The 19,134-nt window shown below is 49.0% G+C and carries 18 protein-coding genes and 1 other RNA gene; 8 read left to right on the top strand and 11 right to left on the bottom strand.

From position 1 onward, the window contains the following. The first annotated feature begins 9 nt into the window (after positions 1-9). From NA59_RS14120 to amt, 4 genes are all read left to right on the top strand, one after another. Positions 10-453, top strand: a complete 444-nt coding sequence (locus NA59_RS14120) for a c-type cytochrome (protein ID WP_052501374.1) — start codon at positions 10-12, stop codon at positions 451-453. Continuing rightward, a complete protein-coding gene (locus NA59_RS01400) occupies positions 450-1,757 on the top strand; it encodes an NAD(P)/FAD-dependent oxidoreductase (protein ID WP_044406841.1) in 1,308 nt (435 codons plus the stop codon). Before NA59_RS14120 ends, NA59_RS01400 begins: the two co-directional genes overlap by 4 nt. A gap of 16 nt (positions 1,758-1,773) precedes the next feature. Continuing rightward, positions 1,774-2,520, top strand: a complete 747-nt coding sequence (locus tag NA59_RS01395; RefSeq protein WP_052501373.1) for a c-type cytochrome — start codon at positions 1,774-1,776, stop codon at positions 2,518-2,520. A 351-nt stretch (positions 2,521-2,871) separates the two neighbouring features. Next, on the top strand, positions 2,872-5,517 hold the full coding sequence (gene amt, locus NA59_RS14115; RefSeq protein ID WP_052501372.1) for an ammonium transporter: 2,646 nt from the start codon (positions 2,872-2,874) through the stop codon (positions 5,515-5,517). Positions 5,518-5,667: 150 nt separating this feature from the next. Here amt and NA59_RS01385 read toward each other — a convergent pair whose 3' ends face one another. From NA59_RS01385 to folM, 8 genes are all read right to left on the bottom strand, one after another. Next, positions 5,668-5,961 carry a DUF1840 family protein gene (locus NA59_RS01385; protein WP_044406838.1) on the bottom strand — a complete coding sequence of 98 codons (294 nt, stop codon included), beginning with the start codon at positions 5,959-5,961 and terminating at the stop codon, positions 5,668-5,670. Further along, positions 5,958-6,389: a hypothetical protein gene (locus NA59_RS01380; protein WP_044406835.1), complete on the bottom strand. Its 432-nt coding sequence runs from the start codon at positions 6,387-6,389 to the stop codon at positions 5,958-5,960. Before NA59_RS01380 ends, NA59_RS01385 begins: the two co-directional genes overlap by 4 nt. A 25-nt stretch (positions 6,390-6,414) precedes the next feature. Continuing rightward, positions 6,415-7,011: a recombination mediator RecR gene (gene recR / locus NA59_RS01375; protein ID WP_044406833.1), complete on the bottom strand. Its 597-nt coding sequence runs from the start codon at positions 7,009-7,011 to the stop codon at positions 6,415-6,417. 3 nt (positions 7,012-7,014) lie between these two features. Further along, positions 7,015-7,344, bottom strand: coding sequence for a YbaB/EbfC family nucleoid-associated protein (locus NA59_RS01370; RefSeq protein WP_044406830.1), 330 nt, complete (start codon positions 7,342-7,344; stop codon positions 7,015-7,017). Positions 7,345-7,397: 53 nt separating this feature from the next. Beyond that, entirely contained in the window at positions 7,398-9,530 is a 2,133-nt protein-coding gene (gene dnaX, locus NA59_RS01365; RefSeq protein WP_044406828.1) for a DNA polymerase III subunit gamma/tau, read from the bottom strand. 110 nt (positions 9,531-9,640) lie between these two features. Then, positions 9,641-9,737, bottom strand: an RNA gene (gene ffs / locus NA59_RS14675) — signal recognition particle sRNA small type. 171 nt (positions 9,738-9,908) lie between these two features. Continuing rightward, the gene (locus NA59_RS01360) at positions 9,909-10,268 is read right to left on the bottom strand and encodes a response regulator (RefSeq protein ID WP_044406826.1); all 360 of its coding nucleotides are present in this window, start codon (positions 10,266-10,268) and stop codon (positions 9,909-9,911) included. 472 nt (positions 10,269-10,740) lie between these two features. Next, the gene (folM, locus tag NA59_RS01355) at positions 10,741-11,442 is read right to left on the bottom strand and encodes a dihydromonapterin reductase (RefSeq protein ID WP_044406823.1); all 702 of its coding nucleotides are present in this window, start codon (positions 11,440-11,442) and stop codon (positions 10,741-10,743) included. Between the two features lie 74 nt (positions 11,443-11,516). On the opposite strand from folM, the gene NA59_RS01350 reads away from it, so the two are divergent. The 4 genes from NA59_RS01350 to NA59_RS01335 all read left to right on the top strand — a co-directional run bounded on the left by NA59_RS01350 (position 11,517) and on the right by NA59_RS01335 (position 16,499). Next, entirely contained in the window at positions 11,517-12,371 is an 855-nt protein-coding gene (locus NA59_RS01350) for a TIGR01777 family oxidoreductase (protein ID WP_044406821.1), read from the top strand. 27 nt (positions 12,372-12,398) lie between these two features. Then, complete coding sequence (gene mutM, locus NA59_RS01345) at positions 12,399-13,217, top strand: bifunctional DNA-formamidopyrimidine glycosylase/DNA-(apurinic or apyrimidinic site) lyase (RefSeq protein ID WP_044406819.1); 819 nt, start codon at positions 12,399-12,401, stop codon at positions 13,215-13,217. An 88-nt stretch (positions 13,218-13,305) separates the two neighbouring features. Further along, a complete protein-coding gene (locus NA59_RS01340) occupies positions 13,306-13,752 on the top strand; it encodes a hypothetical protein (protein ID WP_044406817.1) in 447 nt (148 codons plus the stop codon). A gap of 8 nt (positions 13,753-13,760) precedes the next feature. Further along, the gene (locus tag NA59_RS01335) at positions 13,761-16,499 is read left to right on the top strand and encodes a cation-translocating P-type ATPase (protein WP_044406814.1); all 2,739 of its coding nucleotides are present in this window, start codon (positions 13,761-13,763) and stop codon (positions 16,497-16,499) included. A 23-nt stretch (positions 16,500-16,522) separates the two neighbouring features. Here NA59_RS01335 and coaD read toward each other — a convergent pair whose 3' ends face one another. The 3 genes from coaD to NA59_RS01320 all read right to left on the bottom strand — a co-directional run bounded on the left by coaD (position 16,523) and on the right by NA59_RS01320 (position 18,700). Next, a complete protein-coding gene (gene coaD / locus NA59_RS01330) occupies positions 16,523-17,002 on the bottom strand; it encodes a pantetheine-phosphate adenylyltransferase (protein WP_044406811.1) in 480 nt (159 codons plus the stop codon). Between the two features lie 2 nt (positions 17,003-17,004). Next, a complete protein-coding gene (gene rsmD, locus NA59_RS01325) occupies positions 17,005-17,640 on the bottom strand; it encodes a 16S rRNA (guanine(966)-N(2))-methyltransferase RsmD (RefSeq protein WP_044406809.1) in 636 nt (211 codons plus the stop codon). A gap of 112 nt (positions 17,641-17,752) precedes the next feature. Next, entirely contained in the window at positions 17,753-18,700 is a 948-nt protein-coding gene (locus tag NA59_RS01320; protein WP_044406806.1) for an Rpn family recombination-promoting nuclease/putative transposase, read from the bottom strand. Between the last annotated feature and the right edge of the window lie 434 nt (positions 18,701-19,134).

Raw genomic sequence — 19,134 nt, 5'->3', positions numbered from 1 at the left:
GAGTCGAAGATGAAGATTAAAAATCAACTATTACAAAGCGCGCTGGTCGCCTGCCTGACACTACCAGGCCTGGTCATCGCGGCTGACGCCAAGCTGACCGATGCACAAGTCAATGAAATCAATGCCCAGTTCCCCATGCCAAGCGGCAAGATGCTCGGCGATAGCTGTGCCGCCTGCCACGGCACACTAGGGGCTGAGTTCAACGAAGGCATGCCGCCGCTTGCGGGCATGGATCGTCAGCATTTTATTGACTTAATGAAAGCCTTTCGTCAAGGCGACTTTCCAACCATCGTGATGCACGATGTCGCCTATGTCTATACCGATGCCGAAATCGAGGCGATGGCGGATTACTTTGCCGCCCTACCGGCTGAACAATGGCCAGATGCAGACACAAGCAACTCGGTCTTTTTAAACTCGGATGGAACCATCAAACAAATCGGAGGTGCACAATGAGTCAGTTAAATGCACAACTCTCTCGCAGAGATTTAATTAAACGCTTTGGCGCGGCTGCGGTGGCTAGCACCGGTTTGTTTGGTTTTAGCCACCAGGCCTGGTCAAAACAATCAGCGCATATCGTGATCGTTGGCGGCGGCATTGGTGGCGCAGCCACTGCGAAGTATTTACGCATCGCCAACAAGGATGTGCGTATTACTTTGGTTGAACCGAATCCTGAATACACCTTCTGCCCTGGCAGTAATGAGGTATTTAGCGGTCACGAAACCCTAGAAAACCTAACATTCAATTACGACACCATGAAAACACGTTATGGCGTGAATGTGATTCAAGATAAAGCGGTCATGATTGATTATGACAAACGCCAATTGCGTTTAGCTTCAGGTGAAAAAGTCGGCTATGACAAGCTAGTGGTGTCCACCGGACCGGACTTTATCTATGACGCGATTGAGGGCTATAGCGCGGCGCATGCGGCAGGTGATTTACCCCATGCTTGGAAAGCCGGTGCCCAAACCGCCAAGCTTAAAGACCAGATCAATGCCATGCCACAAGGCGGGCTGTTAGTCATGTCATCACCCGATGGCGCCTATCGCTGCCCACCGGCGCCCTATGAGCGTATGTCAATGATTGCTGATCATTTAGCCAAGGTCAATCCGACGGCTAAAATGCTAATCTTGGATTCTAAAAATAGCTATACCTTCCAAGACCATTATGAGCATTATTGGACGGAACGCTATGGTTTTGGCGGCGACAATGAAACCATTAGCTGGGTGGCCGAACGTGATGGCGGGCGAGTCGTTAAACTGGATGCGGCGAATAAAACCCTGATTACGGCCAGCGGTGAAAAAGTCAAAGCGGATGTAATCAATATTATTCCGCCCCACAAAGCATCAAAGTTTGCAATCGACTCAGGTCTGGCGCAAGGTCAACGCTGGGTGGATTTTGAAGCCAAAACCTTTAAATCCTTGGTGGATCCGAATGTTTATGTGATTGGCGATATGGTCAACGCGCCCATGTCAAAAACCGGCATGATTGCCAGCAACCAAGCCAAGGTGGTGGTCGAGTCAATAATCGCCGATATCGAAGGCCGTGAACCGGGCACGCCGTTTATCGCCAATAACTGTGTGGCGATTATTTCGGAAGACTATGGCATGACAATTGCCGATACCCACCGCTTTGCTGGCGACACCTACCTGGTGCAACAACGTACCTCTGCGGTGACGGATAATCCTTACGAGCGTAAGATTCGCGCCAACTTGGCGATGAACTGGCAACGTACTTTCCGTAAAGAAATCTTTCACTAAGGCCAAGGAGAACGTAATGAAACTTATGAATAAAAACTTTCGTTTGAAAAGCCTATTACCAGGCCTGGTGACCGGCTGCGTAATCGGCTTGGCCAGTGTTAGCAGTGTGACTGTGGCGGCTGATTACGCCACGCCAGCCGAAGCCTGGACGCAAATAACCTGGAATCAAACCGTCAAGACCATGCCAGAAGGCGATGCGATTCGCGGCGCGCAATTACACCGCGATGGCTTGTGTATGACCTGTCATGGCGAAGCGGGCATCGCCCCTTCTCGCAATGCGCCAAGCCTAGCAGGTCAAACGCAAGAATACACCTACAAAACCCTGCTCGACTATCAATCGGGGTTACGTCACGAAGGCGATGGCAAAGCCAAACTGATGCAAGCCGCCACTCTACCGATGTCAAACCAAGATATGGCCGACTTAGCGGTATATTACGCCGAGCAAACCCTGCCGATTCGCGTGCAAGCGCCAACCCTTGAGCTAAAGATTGATCGCATGGTGCGTCGGGGTGAAGTGGACCGCATGATTATTGCCTGCGCCTCCTGCCATGGTGCACATGGCGAAGGCAATAAGATTACGCCGGCATTAGCCGGCCAAACCAGCGAGTATTTTGTGCGCACCATGAAGGCATATCGCGATAAAAAACGTGACAATGATATTCACGAAGGCATGGCGCAATTTGCCTATGAATTGACCGACGCGGAAATTCAAGCGCTCGCCGACTATTACGCTGGACTGGGTTATCAAGGAGGTGCCAAATGAACGGAATCAAAGCGATTATCTGGGGCATTATCCTCACCTTCGGCTCAATTGCCTTAATTTGGCTACTCAGCATGCTCACGGTTGTGTCGGTTTAACCAAAACAACACTCCAAATCCTGCTCCTCAGGTCCCCGCTTCGGCGGGGTTTACTTTATTTGCACTCATCCCAACCCGTCTCAGTTAGCAAAGCGCACAATTTGCACCAATACAGTGCAACCAATTAGAAATAAATAGATTAAAGCGAACTTAACCTATTTAAAAACTTCTTACCCATTGTTTTAATTCAAGAAAATTAATAGGGCGCTAATCTTGTTTTTCTCTTCATTAATGATTTATTTTCGAGGATATCAAAATGGACGAACTACAAAACAGTATTAATTTACTCTGGATTATAATTGCCGCTGGCATGGTGCTGTTTATGCAGGCGGGTTTTACAGCGATAGAATCTGGGAAAACCCGCGCTAAAAACACGATTAATGTCGCGTTAAAAAACATGATGGACTTTGTTGTTTCCGTCATCGCCTTTTGGGCGCTGGGGTTTGGTTTAATGTTTGGCGCTAGCTCGATGGGCTGGTTTGGCAGCAGCGGCTTCTTTTTGCTGGGTGAACTCACGCCGATGGACTATGCGATGTTTGTGTTCCAAGCCACCTTCGCCGCCACCGCCGCCACCATTATCTCGGGTGCCGTCGCTGAGCGTATGAAGTTTATGGCTTATGCGGTGGTGTCCTTGGTCACGGTAATGCTGATTTACCCGATTTCAGGTCACTGGATCTGGAATGATGATGGCTGGCTCGCCAACATGGGCATGCTAGACTTTGCAGGCTCGACGGTTGTGCACTCTTTAGGTGCATGGGTGGGTCTGGCTGGGATTATTATTCTCGGTGCGCGTATCGGCAAATTCAACAAGGACGGCACCGCCAATCACTTACAAGGCCACAATCTGGTGCTGGCGGTGCTGGGTGTGATGATTTTATGGTTTGGCTGGTTTGGTTTTAACGGCGGCTCGTTGCTCGAAGTGAGTAGTGACCTGCCCAAGGTCATTATCAACACCCTGCTGTCGGCCTCTTTTGCGGCCGGGGCGGTGTTACTCGCTACACTAATCATCAACGGACACCTCATGGTTGAAAAGCTACTGACGGGGGTGATTGCAGGCTTGGTTGGCATCACCGCTAGCGCTGACATTATGAACCCTGGTGGTGCGATTATGATTGGTATTAGCGCCGGTCTGATTGCTTATGGATTTGAGCACCTGATGCTCAAATGGAAGCTCGACGATCCGATTAACGTGGTCGCGAGTCATGGTGTCGCGGGGGCTTGGGGTACGCTGGCGCTGGTCTTTTTTGCGCCTGTTGAGGCCCTACCTGCAGGCAGCATGATGGCACAGTTATGGATTCAATTGACCGGCATCATCACGGTATTCATCTGGGGCTTTGGTTTAGGCTTGGTGATGTTCTGGATACTCAAACAGCTTAATTGGTTACGGGTTCCCCCTGAAGGCGAAAGGATGGGCTTAAACCGCTATGAACATGGCGCGTCATCGGGTGTCTATGATGTGATGGTTGCGATGAAAGACATGGCCAAGTCCGGCAAATTCGATAAGCGATTAGAGGTTGAACTCGGTTCCGATGAAGGCGAGTTAGCGCAAGCCTTTAATGAACTCACTAGCGCCGTTGACCAATCGATTGGCGAGGTTAATCGCGTGTTGTCTCAAGTGGCTAGGGGCGATTTTAGCCAGCGCATTGAGATTGATCTGCGCGGTGATCTCGCCACGATTAAACATGCCGTTAATCAATCGGTAGGCAGTATTGATGTCACCAGCCAATCACTGGAAAAAGTGATGCAAGGGCTTTACCAAGGCGATTTCTCCGTGAGGATGAATGACCAGGTGCAAGGCCAGTTACGTGATACGGTTGATCTAGCCATGTCGCGTCTGAGCGCAACGATGGCCGATATAAATCAGGTAATGAAAGCAATGGCACAAGGCGACTTCAGTCAACGCATTCAAGCCGAACTAGAAGGCGAGTTGTTTGATGTACAACAGCATGTCAATCAATCAATGGATCATATTAGCATGGCGGTCAGTGAGTTAAATCATGTGATGCAAGCCCAGGCTAAGGGTGACTTTAGCCAAAAACTACAAGGCGAATATGCGGGACAATTGGCTTCACTGCAAACCGCTTTAGAGCACAGCTCTTCACACCTCATGCAAGTGATTCAGGGCTTGCTACAAATTGCGAATGAGGTCAGCGTGGCATCCAGCGAGGTATCAGAAGGCAGTCAAACGCTGAGTGATATGTCAGCGCACCAGGCCGCGAGCTTGCAACAAACTCGCTCGTCGATGAACTATATCGCTAATGAAGTGCAACTCACCACCGAGCACGCCGCGAACGCCGATGCACTGGTTTCAGACGTTAATCAACTTAGTGCGACCAGCCAAACGAGTATGCAAGCCACTATTCAGACGATTAACCAGATCCAAGCCTCCAGCCACGATATTCAAGACATTATTGGCACGATTGAAGGCATTGCGTTTCAAACCAACTTGCTAGCGCTCAATGCCGCGGTTGAAGCCGCCCGTGCAGGCGAAATGGGGCGCGGTTTTGCGGTGGTTGCCGGTGAAGTGCGGACGCTGGCGCAGCGCTCGGCAGAGGCGGCAAAAAATATTCGCCATTTAATTGAGCACACTGTTGCCCAGATTAGCGAAGGCGTAAACCAAGTCAGTCAAACGGGCGATAAGCTCAACAGCATGACACTGTCCATTGGCCAAGTCGCCCAGTTGATTAAACAGGTGGCGCAGGCGGCGAAAACCCAAACGCATAACGTGGGCGAAGTGGTCAGCAACCTAGGCGTGATTGATGACATGACACAAAAAACCGCGCAGGTCGCTGAAACCGCCAAAACCGCTACCGAGTCGATGCACCATCAAGTGAGCCAGCTCTATAGTTTGATGGGCTTCTTCGACAAACAAAAGCAACTCGGCGTGCGTCACTGCCATTAGGATAAGAAAAAAAACGGTCATTGCGAGGAGCGACACGACGCGGCAATCTCTCAAGGTCGCGCATAGCCTGCCAGAGATTGCCACCGCCTTCGGCCTCGCAATGACATGTGATTTCTTGGCCTCTTAGATGCATTTGCCCAGGCTAATAACCTAGACACTATTGGTTTTTTGCCACATCACGGTTTCGTTGGTGTCTAATGCGCTCTTCAATAGCGCCATCAGTGGCGCCGCGCGGTGCGATAGACTTACCGCCTGTTCTTGTGGCGTGGACTGAGCCGAAGGTTGGCTCAACACTTGATTTAGCTTTTCCATCGCCTCAACAATCATATCGGGATCTAACGCGCTGGGTATCGCGCCCGAGGCGCCCATTTGTTTAATCAGCTTTTCGGCTATCGCATCATGCATCACGACATCGGCATGGTGTGGCGTTTTAAAACGGATCATAACGCTATTTCCCTTTCTAATAACCAGCCTCGATCACCATTACGAAACGCTAAGCGTTTGATAAATTCAATGTCTTGACCTTGATAAAAATTGGACGGAATATTTTTTACCACCTCCAGCACGGCCGGCTGATCAAGCAAGGTTTTTTGTCCCTGCGCATCGGCCTGCTTTAAGCGCTCTAATAAATCCGCCTCACTCAATCCCGCTTTGACCCGAAAACGTACCTGTGCAATATACACATCAGGCCCTTCCTTGTGTGCGCTCATCATTTTGGCATCCTGCAGTGGAAACAAGGATTGCATTTGCAATTGGTCTTGCCAATAACGCTTAGCCATCACCTCGACCGCCAAATCCGAAGGCTTGCTTTCAAAACAGCCTGTTAGCGGTAAAATCAGCAACATTAACCAAAACCAGCGTTGTTTAATCATCGTATATTCCTTCTATTGGGTTAGCCTAATCGACTTGACGACGCCCTTTGAACGCATGAGAAAGTGTCGCACTGTCGGTGTACTCCAGTTCACCGCCCATCGGCAAGCCTTGCGCTAAACGCGTGACTTTAACACCCTGCTTTAAAGCCATCTGCTGAATGTAATGCGCGGTGGCTTCACCTTCAACCGTTTGATTGGTGGCTAATATGAGCTCGCTCAAATCCGGCTGTTGTAACTTGGTGTTCAGCAAATCTAGACCTAATTGTGCCGGCCCAATACCATCAATCGGCGACAAATGCCCCATCAACACAAAGTAGGTACCTTGATAAATACCGGCCTGCTCAATCGACAAGACATCCGCTGGCGTTTCAACGACACACAGTAGGCCGGCATCTCGCTTTGGCGATGCACAGATTTTACAAATGGGTGCTTCGCTGAGTGTTCGACAAGACTGACAATGCCCAACCTTCTCAATGGCCTCCGACAAGGCCCAAGCTAAATGCTTGCCGCCTTCACGCTGACGCTCTAAAATCGCATAGGCCATGCGCTGCGCCGATTTAGGCCCAACGCCAGGCAGGATGCGTAAGGCATCGATCAACTGGGCTATTAAAGGCGATGACATAAATTAAAACGGAAACTTCATTCCACCAGGCAAGTTCATTCCCTGGGTTAAGCCGCCCATTTTTTCTTGAGTCGTATTTTCCACTTTACGTACTGCGCTGTTCACCGCCGCCGCAAACAAGTCTTCTAGCATTTCTTTATCGTCCATCAGGCTGTCATCAATCGTCACACGCACGAGTTCGTGCTTGCCGGTCATCTGCACCTTCACCATGCCCCCACCAGCTTCACCTTCGACTTCCATTTGTGCAATCTCGGCCTGCGCGCGTTCCATGTTTTTTTGCATTTCTTGCGCTTGCTTCATTAAATTACCAATTCCTGCTTTGCCACCAAACATAGTGCTTTCCTTTGTTTTCTAAAGATTAAAATAAATTGTTAAGTAATAAACTCTTAAATCGGTTGTATCGTTTTTTCGAGTAACTGCATATTCAAAATAGTTTCGATATGCGCGGTATTGGGGTCTTGCTTAATAGCCTCCACCGCCTGCTGCTGATGCTGATGTTGTTGATCTTTTTCAAAGTCATCTGGGGTATAAAACGCACCTTGATAATCATCAACATAATGTATCTGAAAGCCAGCACCCCACTGGGCTTGCGCGGCCTCTAACAAGCGTGTCATCGCAATCTCGCTTTTTGCCATCTGATGCGCGGGTGATACACTCAGCCACCAGGCCTGGTTATTATAAGCCATTAAAATCGAGCGACGCGCCAATTCTAATGCCATGCCCTCTGGCTTAACCTTGTCAATAATTTGACACCAAGTTTCAATCGGTTGCGGCTGACCTGTTAGTTGTTCAGACTGAGCTGGCTCAGCTGACTGTACTGACGCCTCTGGCGGCATCATGGCGGCTATTTGCTGTTGCGTTTGTTCTGGCAGTGCCTCTACTTGCCATGGAGGTGTCATATCAGCAGGCTGACTCGGTGGAGACACCCACGCCGCTGAGGGAGCGGCAATTTTCTCTGGCACTGCGGCCGGTGCGTTGACTGTCTGAGTGGAATCTTCTATCGGTGCGTGGACTCGAGCAGGTGCCAGGGTTTGAGCAGGTGCGTGGATTTGAGCAGGTGCGGGTACTGGCGCGAGTCCTGATTCGGCTTTGGTTGTCTGCGCCCCAGCAACACGGGCTTCAAGCTCAGGAAACAAACTCAAATCCGCCATCGGCTTGGTCGCAGCGGGCGAAGGTTGACTAATGGACGGCTGATTAATGGACTGTTGATTCTCAGGCAGCGGGTTTGCAGGCGGTTGGTTGACTGGCGCATGGTTTGACGGTGCCTGTAGGTGCGGTTGCGGCTGTGGCGAGGACACCCTTGCTGGCATGGGCGGTGTTGCCAACTTGGATTGCGCCTGCTTTAACAACGCCGCCACGGATGGTGAGCCGCTGTTTTCAGGCTGTTTTTCAACCAGGCCTGGTTGGCTATTTGCCGATTTTGTGCCGTTAAACTCAACAGGTTTAAACGCCAACATACGCAATAGGGTCATTTCAAACCCGATACGAATATCGGGGGCTAAACTGATATCCTGACGGGCTAATAAACCAATTTGATAATAGAGCTGCACTTGATCGGCGCTTAGGCGTTCAGCTAAGTCGCCCAACACCTCGGCAGGCAAACCGCCTTCATCCAATACCTCGCCCAAAATCTGGCTTTGGGTAATCTGATGCAGGGTTTCTAATAACTGATTTAACAAGGCACTGTAATCAACACCCAGACTGGAAAGGGTTTGCAAAATCTGCTTGATTTGATCAGCGGAATCGTCCACCAAGGCCAATAAAATCGCCTGTACGATACCTTGATCGACCAAGCCTAACATTGACTGCACCGCCTCAAACTTGACCGCGCCACCGCAATAGGCAATCGCCTGATCCATCAAACTCAGCGCGTCGCGTGCAGAACCATCGGCGCTTTTCGCAATCAAGGCGAGTGCGGCGGGTTCAGACTCGATTTGCTCTTGCCCTAAAATATGAGCAAGATGCTGTTGGATTTGCACCGTCGTAAGACGCAACAGATTAAACTGTAAACAACGCGACAAAACCGTTATCGGCAGTTTATGCGGGTCGGTAGTGGCTAATAAAAATTTGACGTGTTCAGGTGGTTCTTCAAGCGTTTTGAGCAAGGCGTTAAAACTACTTTTAGACAGCATGTGCACTTCGTCAATCAAATACACCTTGTAGCGCCCTTGGGTCGGCGCGTATTGCACATTGTCCAAAATTTCACGGGTATCTTCAACTTTGGTGCGCGAGGCGGCGTCAATCTCAATCAAATCAACAAAGCGCCCCTCGTTAATCGACTGACACACCGAACAGACGCCGCAAGGTGTCGCGCTAATGCCCTGCTCACAATTAAGCGCCTTGGCGAAAATACGCGCAATCGTGGTTTTGCCGACACCGCGGGTACCGGTAAACAAATAGGCATGATGTAAACGCTGTGAATCCAACGCATTGGATAGGGCTTGCATGACATGGGTTTGCCCTACTAGCTCGCTGAAATTTTTCGGTCGCCACTTACGGGCCAGAACGGTATAACTCACAGGCGTTTCCCTAATCTTGAACACAGACAAATTAAAGCTGAGATTTTAACTTAGATTGCGATGAATAGAAAATATAACAGGAAATTAAAGCAGAAATTAGAGGGTGGCAGCGCAACCCGCCTTACCTCGGCGCACGCATCAGAAAGTACCGTTGCTTCCTTCCGGACCTGGCGGGGTTCCTAACTTAGCGTCGCGAGGGGACGAATAACGCTACCATAATATAAAACAGATGCGCATTGTAACAGAACACCAGCTTTTGTCTAGCTTTCGCTGATGGGTTATTCGCTCTATATTATCATGTAGCAACGCAAACCCGCCACAATTTGATTTGTATTGGTTTTGCCAACAAACGGACGCTCCAAATGCTTGCGCTGCGTGCTATGCCGTAAATCGTAAAACAATATTTCTTAAGGTCTCAGGCGTGAAGGGTTTAACAATCCAACCATTTGCGCCAACCGCTTTACCGCGCTCTTTGGTAGCCGCTGATGATTCGGTGGTAATACACAAAATAGGCGTTTTTTGATAATTCGGCATCTGACGCAAATGCCCAATCATTTCAATACCATCCATCACAGGCATATTAATATCAGTAATCACCAAGTCAAACTGATGCTGCTTAGCCAACTCAAAGCCTTCTGCACCGTCTTTAGCCTCGTGCAACTCATATTGCTCTGCAAGCGAAATTTTGACCATTTTCCTCACTACCATCGAATCATCGACACTCAAAATCTTTTTCACCAGAACCTACCCCTTTGCCTTCACTAGGAGCCTGTCGGACTAAAGCCAATCGGCTGCAAAAAAACTGGATTTGGCCATTTTTTGCCCACTTTCTCGTCAAATAGCTCGCTATTCTCCTCGAAATTGAACAAAAACTGACTCAAACCAGACTTTTTTTCGCTTCGACCGGTTTAGTCCGACAGGCTCCTAGGCCAACCCATCCAAATACCTTTTATCGCCAAAAAAACTTTACGACCTTTAAGTCTTAGTCAAAAAACCCTGGTCAAATATTATTTTTTTAAAGCAATAACTTAAAATTTTCATTCATTTTTGAATGGATAATTAAACACGAAATACGTATTGTAAAGAAATAATAAGACTTTGTGCAAATGATTTAGCAAGTATTTTTTTACAGAAATGGCTATCACTGCCCAGCGTGAAGACGAGGAGCCTGCCGGACTCAACCGGTCGAAGCGACAAAAGCCGGGTTACATCATACCAAGCTCTGCCCACCGTCTAGCCTTATTACCTGCCCGGTTAAATAAGTGTTTTGCATAATATAGTTTATGGTTTGCCAGATAACCTCTGGGCCGGGTTCAATCGGTATCAGGTTTTGTTGCAAGCGTTGCTGGCGATAACTTTCAGTGTCGCCCTCATTAAACATAATCAGGGCGGGCGCGATATCATTGACCTTTACCCTAGGTGCATAGGCTAGCGCAAAAGATTTTGTCATGTTTTGCAGCGCGGCTTTGGAGGCGAGGTAGGCAATTTGGTGCGCGCTACCACGCGCCACTTTCGCATCGCTAATAGAGATAATATCGGCTGATTCGTTCGCCTGCAACAGCTCACACAAGGCCTGGTTGAGCCGATAGGGCAATTCAACATGCAAGCGCATTTGCTGTTCAAAACTGGCCGGCGCGCTGTCATCCAACCAAACCGACGCATTGTGAATCAGCGCACGTAAACGGCCGACCCTTGCTTTCACTTCGGTGATAAAGCTATCAATGGCATCAGGTTGATTAAAATCGGCTTGAATCGCCACACCGCCCAAGCGAACCAGCTCCGCCACACCGGCACGCTCGGTGCGGTAGCTAAAAATCACAGGGTAATCGGTTTGGGTCAAAAATTGCTTGGCTAAATAATAGCCTATGCGCTGTCCCGCGCCGCTAATTAAGATCGCATTTTTTAATTGCATGACACACCATTAAATCTTGTACAATAGTTGTAGAAATATTTTGTGATTAATGTAACACAAAACAGGAGCGCAACATGAACATTCTACTCTTAGGCGGCACAGGGTTTGTCGGTAAACACCTTGCCAACGCGTTACGCCAAGACGGCCATCAGGTGACCCAAGCAGGGCGCCGCGCCTTTAACAGCCTTGATAGCTTAACCAAACTGCTCCATAACCAACAGGTCGTGGTGCAAATGAGTGGGGCGAACATTGGTCAACGCTGGAATCAAGCCTATAAAAAACAACTCTACACCAGCCGCATCGACACCACTGCACTGCTCGCACAAGCCTTAGCGCAACTCGACACGCCACCCCAGCAAGTAATTGCGGTATCGGCGATTGGTATTTACCCACAAACCCCCTGCGGTGAGCCAGTGGATGAAAGCTGCACCAAGATTGATCCGGGGTTTTTAGGCCAATTGGGTCAAGCTTGGGAACAAGCCAGCCAACAACTCACCCCTGCGCCGTTAATTTTGCGCTTTGGCGTGGTGCTTGGCAAGGACGGCGGCGCATTAGCTAAAATGTTGCCTGCCTTTAAACTGGGACTTGGTGGCCCTGTCGCTAGTGGTGAGCAGTGCTTTAGCTGGGTGCATATCGATGATTTAATCGCGGTATTTAAATGGGCACTCACGCATCCAGAAACAACCGGGGCGCTCAATGTCAGCGCACCCCAACCGTTAAAACAAAAAGACTTTGCTCGTGTGCTGGCGAAAACGCTACATCGTCCGTATGGCTTGCCGATGCCCGAATTTATGCTTAAGCTACTGTTTGGCGAAGGCGCGCAGGTGTTGACCCATAGCAGTTGTGTGCTGCCAAAACGCTTGCAAGACAGCGGCTTTGTGTTTCAATATCCGGATGCGGAATCGGCGTTAACCCATATTTTTTCTTGAGCACGAGATACGAAGGTTTTACAAGCCATGCCTGAACTACCAGAAGTCGAAACCACCAAGCGCGGCATTGAACACCACATTTGCGGGCAAACGATTGAAGCCTGTGTTGTGCGCAACCCAAAACTGCGCTGGCCTGTCGCCGCTGAACTCTGTCATTTACCACCTGGCCTGGTGGTAAAATCCGTGTCTCGGCGGGCGAAATACCTGTTAATTGAAACCCAAGCCGGACACATCATTATCCATCTTGGCATGTCTGGACATCTACGCATTTTAAGCAAGGATACACCACTCGAAAAGCATGACCATATTGATTTGGTGTTTAACAATGGCGTGTGCCTACGTTATCATGACCCACGCCGATTCGGCGCATGGCTATGGACAAACACCGACCCCCATCAACACCCACTGCTCGCCAAACTCGCCCCCGAACCGCTAACTGATGCCTTTAATGGCGAAAATCTATTCGAGGCGATAAAACATCGCCCTACCGCGATTAAAGCCCTCATTATGAATAATCAGTATGTGGTGGGTGTTGGAAATATTTATGCCAACGAATCCTTGTTTTTGGCGGGTATTCATCCGTTGCGACCCGCCAAACGTTTAACACAGGCTGACTGCGACCGATTAGTGAGGATCATCAAACAGGTTTTAAGCGCCGCAATTGACCAAGGCGGCACCACACTCAAAGATTTTATGTCACCCAGCGGCAAACCAGGCTATTTTGTACAAAAACTGTATGTCTATGATCGCGCCAACCAGGCCTGCTTAGTCTGCCAAACCCCAATTCAACGCGAAGTCCACCTCCAACGCGCCAGCTACATCTGCCCCCACTGCCAACCGGCTTAACTCAGATACATAAAACTTTCACTAAAAACCTTGCAGGCTTGGGCGTTGTGGCTTATGCTTTTAGCATTGATTTTTCTAGGGGTTAAGTATGCGTTTTTTTGTGGCATTGGCAGGGTTATTTTTAACGCTTGGCTTGGTGGGTTGCGATTCAAAACTAGAGGGGGATGTGTGGCCTTTAGTTGAAGATTGCGACCTTCACCAGCAGACTTGCCGCTCACAACAAGCGGATGCGCGCGCCAGTTTAACCCTAAGCCCACAACCGATTCCGATTGCTAAACCCATCCAAGTGAACGTGTTACTCGAACAGCTTGAGGCAGAAAAACTGGAGTTAGATATTTCGGGCATCAATATGTATATGGGCTATAACCGCGTGACCTTAAAGCCCGACACAGACAACCCGGATCGATACCAAGGTCAAACCATGCTCGCTTTCTGTACCAATGAAGTGATGCATTGGCAACTGACCTTACTCGTTCATCAGGCCGATGGCCAAGTCAGCCAAATTCCCTTTAAACTTGAAACCCGTAACCGCTGAGGCTTATTATGTCCACTCAAGACACCCAAAAACCCGTCTTTACCCAAGACGTCAAGCAGATTGCTCAACAACTCAACACCGATGCCGAGCATGGTTTAAAACAACCCGATGCCCAACAACGGCTGCTAGAAGTCGGCCCCAACCAACTTAGCCAAGCAAAAAACGTTTCACCGATTTTGCTGTTTTTAAAACAACTTAAAAACCCCTTATTGATTGTTCTGTTTTTTGGCGCGCTATTATCGTTTTACATTGAGCATTACGTTGATGCCATTGCGATTATGGCGATTATAATAATCAACGCCTCCATCAGCTTTGTGCAAGAATTCAAAGCGCAACGTTCGATGGACGCGTTGCGTGATATGGCGGCCCCGAAATGCTGGGTTAAACGCGATGGCGAATGGCAAAACATCGCCGCATCAGAACTGGTTCCCGGCGATTTAATTAAACTTGAAACCGGCACCATTACACCGGCGGATGCGCGATTGGTCGAAAGCGTACAGCTTCAAATCGATGAATCTGCACTCACGGGCGAGTCCGATCCTGTACGCAAAAAAGTCGATAGGCTAGATGATGAAAACCTCATTCTTGCCGATCAAGTCAATATGGCGTTTATGAGCACCGCCGTCACCCACGGCTACGGTACCGCGATAGTAACCGGTACCGGCATGAAAACCGAAGTCGGCCATATTGCCGCGCTGATGGCCAGCACCGAACAACGCCTAACCCCGCTCCAACTTCGCATCAAAAACATGTCGCATATCTTGATTTGGGCCGCCCTGGTGATTGTCGCCTTTATTCTTGGTTTAGGCTTTTTCCAAGGCATGACCTTCATTGACATGAGCAGCACCGGGATTTCACTCGCGGTCGCCGCGATTCCAGAAGGTCTGCCGACTGTCGTCACGATTGTACTTACCTTGGGTGCGTACCAAATGATGCGCTCCAATGCGCTCGCCAAACATTTAACCTCGGTAGAAACCCTCGGCTCGACCTCGGTCATTTGCTCGGACAAAACCGGCACCTTAACGCAAAATAAAATGCAAGTTAAACAGATGTGGGTCGGTGGTGATCATTTCTTTGTCGATGGCATAGGCTACGAGCCTAAAGGCCCTTTCTTCAACCAAGATAAACAAGAAATCGACCCCCATAATCACGCACAATTGATCGACACACTTAACATGTCCGCACTCTGCAGTGATACGCGCTTGGTTGAAAAAGACGGCCATTACACCATTCATGGACTACCCACCGAAGGAGCGATTGTAGTTGCCGCCGCAAAAGCGGGCATTACCAAAGAAAAATTGCTCAATGACATGGACATAGCCCACAGCTTTCCATTTGACTCCTCGCGCAAAATGATGAGTGTGATTGTCTATGACCAGCACAACCAGGCCTGGTTGTATGTAAAAGGCGCACCCGATGTGGTGATGAGCCGCTGCGACCATATTATGATGCAGGGTGAAAAACAATCGTTTGACAAACATCAACAGCAAGCACATGACGCCGTGGCCAACTTTGCCCAACAGGCGTTGCGTACCCTCGCTGTCGCCTGCCGCCCGCTAACCGAAGCCGACTTAGAAAACCCAGACACGGCCCTAGAAACTGAACTCACCCTAATGGGAATCTATGGCATCATTGACCCGCCCCGCCCGGAGGCGACCATTGCCGTTAAAGATTGCCACAGCGCGGGCATTAGTGTGGTGATGATTACCGGCGACCACGCTGAAACCGCACGGGCGATTGCTTACCAAATGGGGATTGTTAAACAAGCCGATGCCCCAGTTATTACGGGTGCTGCGCTCAATGCCATGGATGAGCAGCAACTGTTTGACCAAGTGAAAGACGTGCGGATTTTCGCCCGCGTCACCCCTGAGCATAAACTACGCATTGTCCGCGCCTTACAAGCACACGGCGAAGTGGTGGCGATGACCGGCGATGGCGTAAACGATGCCCCCGCTCTGCGTACCGCCGATATAGGTGTCGCCATGGGGTTAAGTGGCACAGGCGTGGCCAAGGAATCCGCCGACCTGATTTTGCTAGACGATAACTTTGCCACCATTGTGACGGCTGTTCGCGAAGGTCGACGGATTTACGACAATATCCGCAAATTTATTCGCCAAGCCCTTACCGCCAACGTCAGTGAAGTATCGGCGTTATTGTTTGCCTTTATCTTGATCTCATCAACCTTCGATGAAGCCGGAAATCTGGTTGTGTTATTGACCCTAGCGCCGTTGATGATTCTGTGGGTTAACCTAGTCAGTGACGGTATTCCGGCACTCGCGCTCGGTATTGATGGGGCTGAAAGTGATGTGATGAAGCGCAAGCCGCGCCCCTCCAATGAAAGCTTTTTTGCCAATTATCTAAGCCACCGTATTATTATTCGTGGTTTGGTATTAGGGGCGCTGACCTATGCGGTGTTTAACTATGCGATAGAGCAAGGATTCAGCTTAGAGTATGCCCAGACCCTAGCCTTTATGACGTTGATTTTTGGTCAGCTGTTCCATATTTTTGATGCTAGAACCTTCACCACCCTATACGACCGCAACCCATTTAGCAACGTCTACCTACTATGGGCGGTGGCTGGCTCAGGTGCACTGTCGATAGCGATGGTCTATTGGCCTTACGGTCAGTTAGTCTTAGGCACCACGTCAGTAGGTTTTGACCATTTAATTATGGTGATTGCGCTCTCTGCACTGCCAACACTGATTTTGTCAGGCATTAAAAAAGCCAGCAATCTACGCTGGCTATAATGCCATCAAGTACGCCAAGCATTTCAAGCAAATTTTGCTTGCAATGCTTTGGCCACTTCAGGATGGACAAACTCAGAGATATCGCCGTGCAAGGCGGCGATTTCTCGCACGAGACTGGATGAAATATAGCTAAACTGCTCGGCGGGTGTCATAAACATGGTTTCGACATTCGGCGCCAATTTACGATTCATCGAAGCTAATTGAAACTCATATTCAAAATCCGATACCGCACGCAAACCGCGTAAAATTACTTGCCCCTGCTGCTGTTTAACAAACTCAACTAATAGACAATCAAAACCAATCACCTCGACATTCGGATAATCGATGCAGGCGGTTTGCGCTAGCGATATGCGCTCCTCTAAACTAAACAACGGCGTTTTATTGCGATTGTTCGCAACGGCAATAATCAAACGGTCATAAAACTGGGCCGCACGCTTGATTAAATCCGCATGCCCACAGGTAATGGGATCAAAGGTGCCAGGGTAAATCGCGGTTATACTCATATTCACTCTTCTTTAGCTTGTCTGCGCCATAAACCTATTCGCGTTTGCGCCGTGGTTTTTTCGCGATATAATTCAAATTCAGTTAGCAAGGAGCTCCATGCCAAACTTTTTTCCTGTTCAATAACCAACCAGGCCTGGTTGCTGAGCCAATCATTTTCAAGCAACTTGGCCAGTGTCGGTTCGACTAAACCCTGATTAAACGGCGGATCCATAAACACAATATCAAATGGTTCATTTAGTTCATTAACCGCTTGCGCTAACCAGGCCTGGGTATCGGCATTAAAAACCTGCGCCTTTTCAGTCTTAAGCCACTGGCCATTATCAATCAACTGACACGCGACATCTTTACTTTTTTCAACAAACACAACATGACGCGCACCGCGCGATAAGGCCTCAAACCCCAAAGCCCCGCTACCCGCAAACGCATCCAAACAGCGCGCGCCGGCGATCTCAAACTGCAACCAGTTAAACAGGGTTTCGCGTATTCGGTCGGATGTAGGGCGCAAACCTGCTTGAACCCGCACGGGCAGTTTACGTCCACGCCAGTCGCCGCCGATAATCCGCACTTGACCGACGGTGGCTTTCTGGTGAGTTTTAGTCTGCTGGGTTTTGGTCTGTTGCTTTGTATTTCTATTCATCCATTTTTCGCTTTGCTAATCGACCTGGGTAAACGCATCTAAATAATAAAAAAGTCATAGCAATAGGCATGCTTAACCTCATATCACTTCTTGCACTTCTTCAAGTAATTGTTTACTCATCACCGACACCCCTTTTTTGCCGTAGAGACTGGATTTGCTCTGCCGACAATTTGGTTAGCAAGGTTATATTTGCATCATCAAAACCTTGTTCTATCATTGTTTTGGCGATTTCAAGTGCTTTTTTAATTTCGCCTTCTTCACGACCTTCTTCACGACCTTTTTCGATGCCAATAACAATCCCTTCTTCACGCCCTTCCTCTCGCCCTTTTTCTTTGGCTTCTTCAACATGGGTATCAATCACGTTTTTCATGTCGCGGTAGTATTTTAGGCTGGCTTCATAGGTTTGGCGCTCAGTTGGGGTGAATTTGGCGATGCTGGCTTTTTCGAAGATGCGTAAGAAGATTTGTTGTTGCAATCGACGCGGTACGTCGTGCAGTTTGTGCAGGTTTTTGAATAGGAATAGCCATTTGTCTTGGTCGGTTTCGAGTTCGTCTTCGGTTTTGGTAAAGTTGGGCATGGTGAGGTAAATGAACATGCATTTGTCGTAGAAAACTTGGTTGTGTTGGTTTTTGAGCTGTACGGTATGCACCACATCTTTGTTGCCAGCGGATTTGTCTTCGTCGAATTCAAAATCGAGAATGCCGATGGTGTAAACGGCATCGAGTTCAAAATCCCAGTCGTTACCGCGCTCGGCTTGTTGTTGAATCGGGAAGCTGGCGTAATAAACACTGCGGTCTTTAAAGAACTTTTGTTTGGCTTTTTGGATTTCAACGATGAAGTGTTCACCGGATGGGCTGGTACAGTTGAGATCAAACACGGCACGGCGATCCAGCTGGGTGGCGCCGAGTTTTTCGTTATGGGTGAAGTTGAGCGCTTGAATTTGGTGTTTTTGCGGTAACAGGGTGTTGAGGAACGCAATCAGGTTGTCCTTGGAGTCTTCTTCGCCAAACAGGCGTTTGAAGCCGTAGTCGGTGAATAGGTTGAGGTATTTTTCTTTCATGCGCTGGCCCTGCTGAGTGTTTTTACAGGTTGCTAGTATAGCAGAGTGGATAGGTTTAATGGTATTGCGAAAACCCGTATCATGGCGAGCGAAGCGAAGCAATCTCTTGAGTCAGTGCACGGTCGGCTGGAGATTGCCACGGCCTTCGGCCTCGCAATGACCCATTTCTTTTACCCAGAGCCTTCATCCTGCGCGAAGTCGCAGGATCCAGCCGCTGGCGGCTATAGACCCTGCGACTTCGCGCAGGGTGACAGAGCCATTTATTCCTTAACTTAATGGCCGTGATGCACGACGTGGGAACGAGAAAAGAAGTGTGCATACGTTAGCAGCGTGGGAACGAGGTTAATCATGACTATTGTTATGATTTTTTAATTATTTAGATGCGTTTGCCCTGAGCTAATCGACGCTCTATTCTACCAAGGTGCTTATTTCAT

This window comes from Thiomicrospira microaerophila (genome assembly GCF_000934765.1).
Lineage (GTDB): Bacteria > Pseudomonadota > Gammaproteobacteria > Thiomicrospirales > Thiomicrospiraceae > Thiomicrospira > Thiomicrospira microaerophila.
The sequence above is the reverse complement of the archived record's forward strand: the minus strand, read 5'-3'. Positions and strand labels throughout refer to the sequence as shown.

Coding starts and splice junctions, on each gene's coding strand:
- mutM (WP_044406819.1), top strand. CDS start 12,399: ATGCCTGAACTACCAGAAGTCGAAACCACCAAGCGCGGCATTGAACAC.
- rsmD (WP_044406809.1), bottom strand. CDS start 17,640: ATGAATAGAAATACAAAGCAACAGACCAAAACCCAGCAGACTAAAACT.
- folM (WP_044406823.1), bottom strand. CDS start 11,442: ATGCAATTAAAAAATGCGATCTTAATTAGCGGCGCGGGACAGCGCATA.
- NA59_RS01350 (WP_044406821.1), top strand. CDS start 11,517: ATGAACATTCTACTCTTAGGCGGCACAGGGTTTGTCGGTAAACACCTT.
- NA59_RS01395 (WP_052501373.1), top strand. CDS start 1,774: ATGAAACTTATGAATAAAAACTTTCGTTTGAAAAGCCTATTACCAGGC.
- NA59_RS01320 (WP_044406806.1), bottom strand. CDS start 18,700: ATGAAAGAAAAATACCTCAACCTATTCACCGACTACGGCTTCAAACGC.
- amt (WP_052501372.1), top strand. CDS start 2,872: ATGGACGAACTACAAAACAGTATTAATTTACTCTGGATTATAATTGCC.
- NA59_RS14120 (WP_052501374.1), top strand. CDS start 10: ATGAAGATTAAAAATCAACTATTACAAAGCGCGCTGGTCGCCTGCCTG.
- NA59_RS01380 (WP_044406835.1), bottom strand. CDS start 6,389: ATGATTAAACAACGCTGGTTTTGGTTAATGTTGCTGATTTTACCGCTA.
- NA59_RS01335 (WP_044406814.1), top strand. CDS start 13,761: ATGTCCACTCAAGACACCCAAAAACCCGTCTTTACCCAAGACGTCAAG.
- NA59_RS01400 (WP_044406841.1), top strand. CDS start 450: ATGAGTCAGTTAAATGCACAACTCTCTCGCAGAGATTTAATTAAACGC.
- recR (WP_044406833.1), bottom strand. CDS start 7,011: ATGTCATCGCCTTTAATAGCCCAGTTGATCGATGCCTTACGCATCCTG.
- NA59_RS01385 (WP_044406838.1), bottom strand. CDS start 5,961: ATGATCCGTTTTAAAACGCCACACCATGCCGATGTCGTGATGCATGAT.
- coaD (WP_044406811.1), bottom strand. CDS start 17,002: ATGAGTATAACCGCGATTTACCCTGGCACCTTTGATCCCATTACCTGT.
- NA59_RS01340 (WP_044406817.1), top strand. CDS start 13,306: ATGCGTTTTTTTGTGGCATTGGCAGGGTTATTTTTAACGCTTGGCTTG.
- NA59_RS01370 (WP_044406830.1), bottom strand. CDS start 7,344: ATGTTTGGTGGCAAAGCAGGAATTGGTAATTTAATGAAGCAAGCGCAA.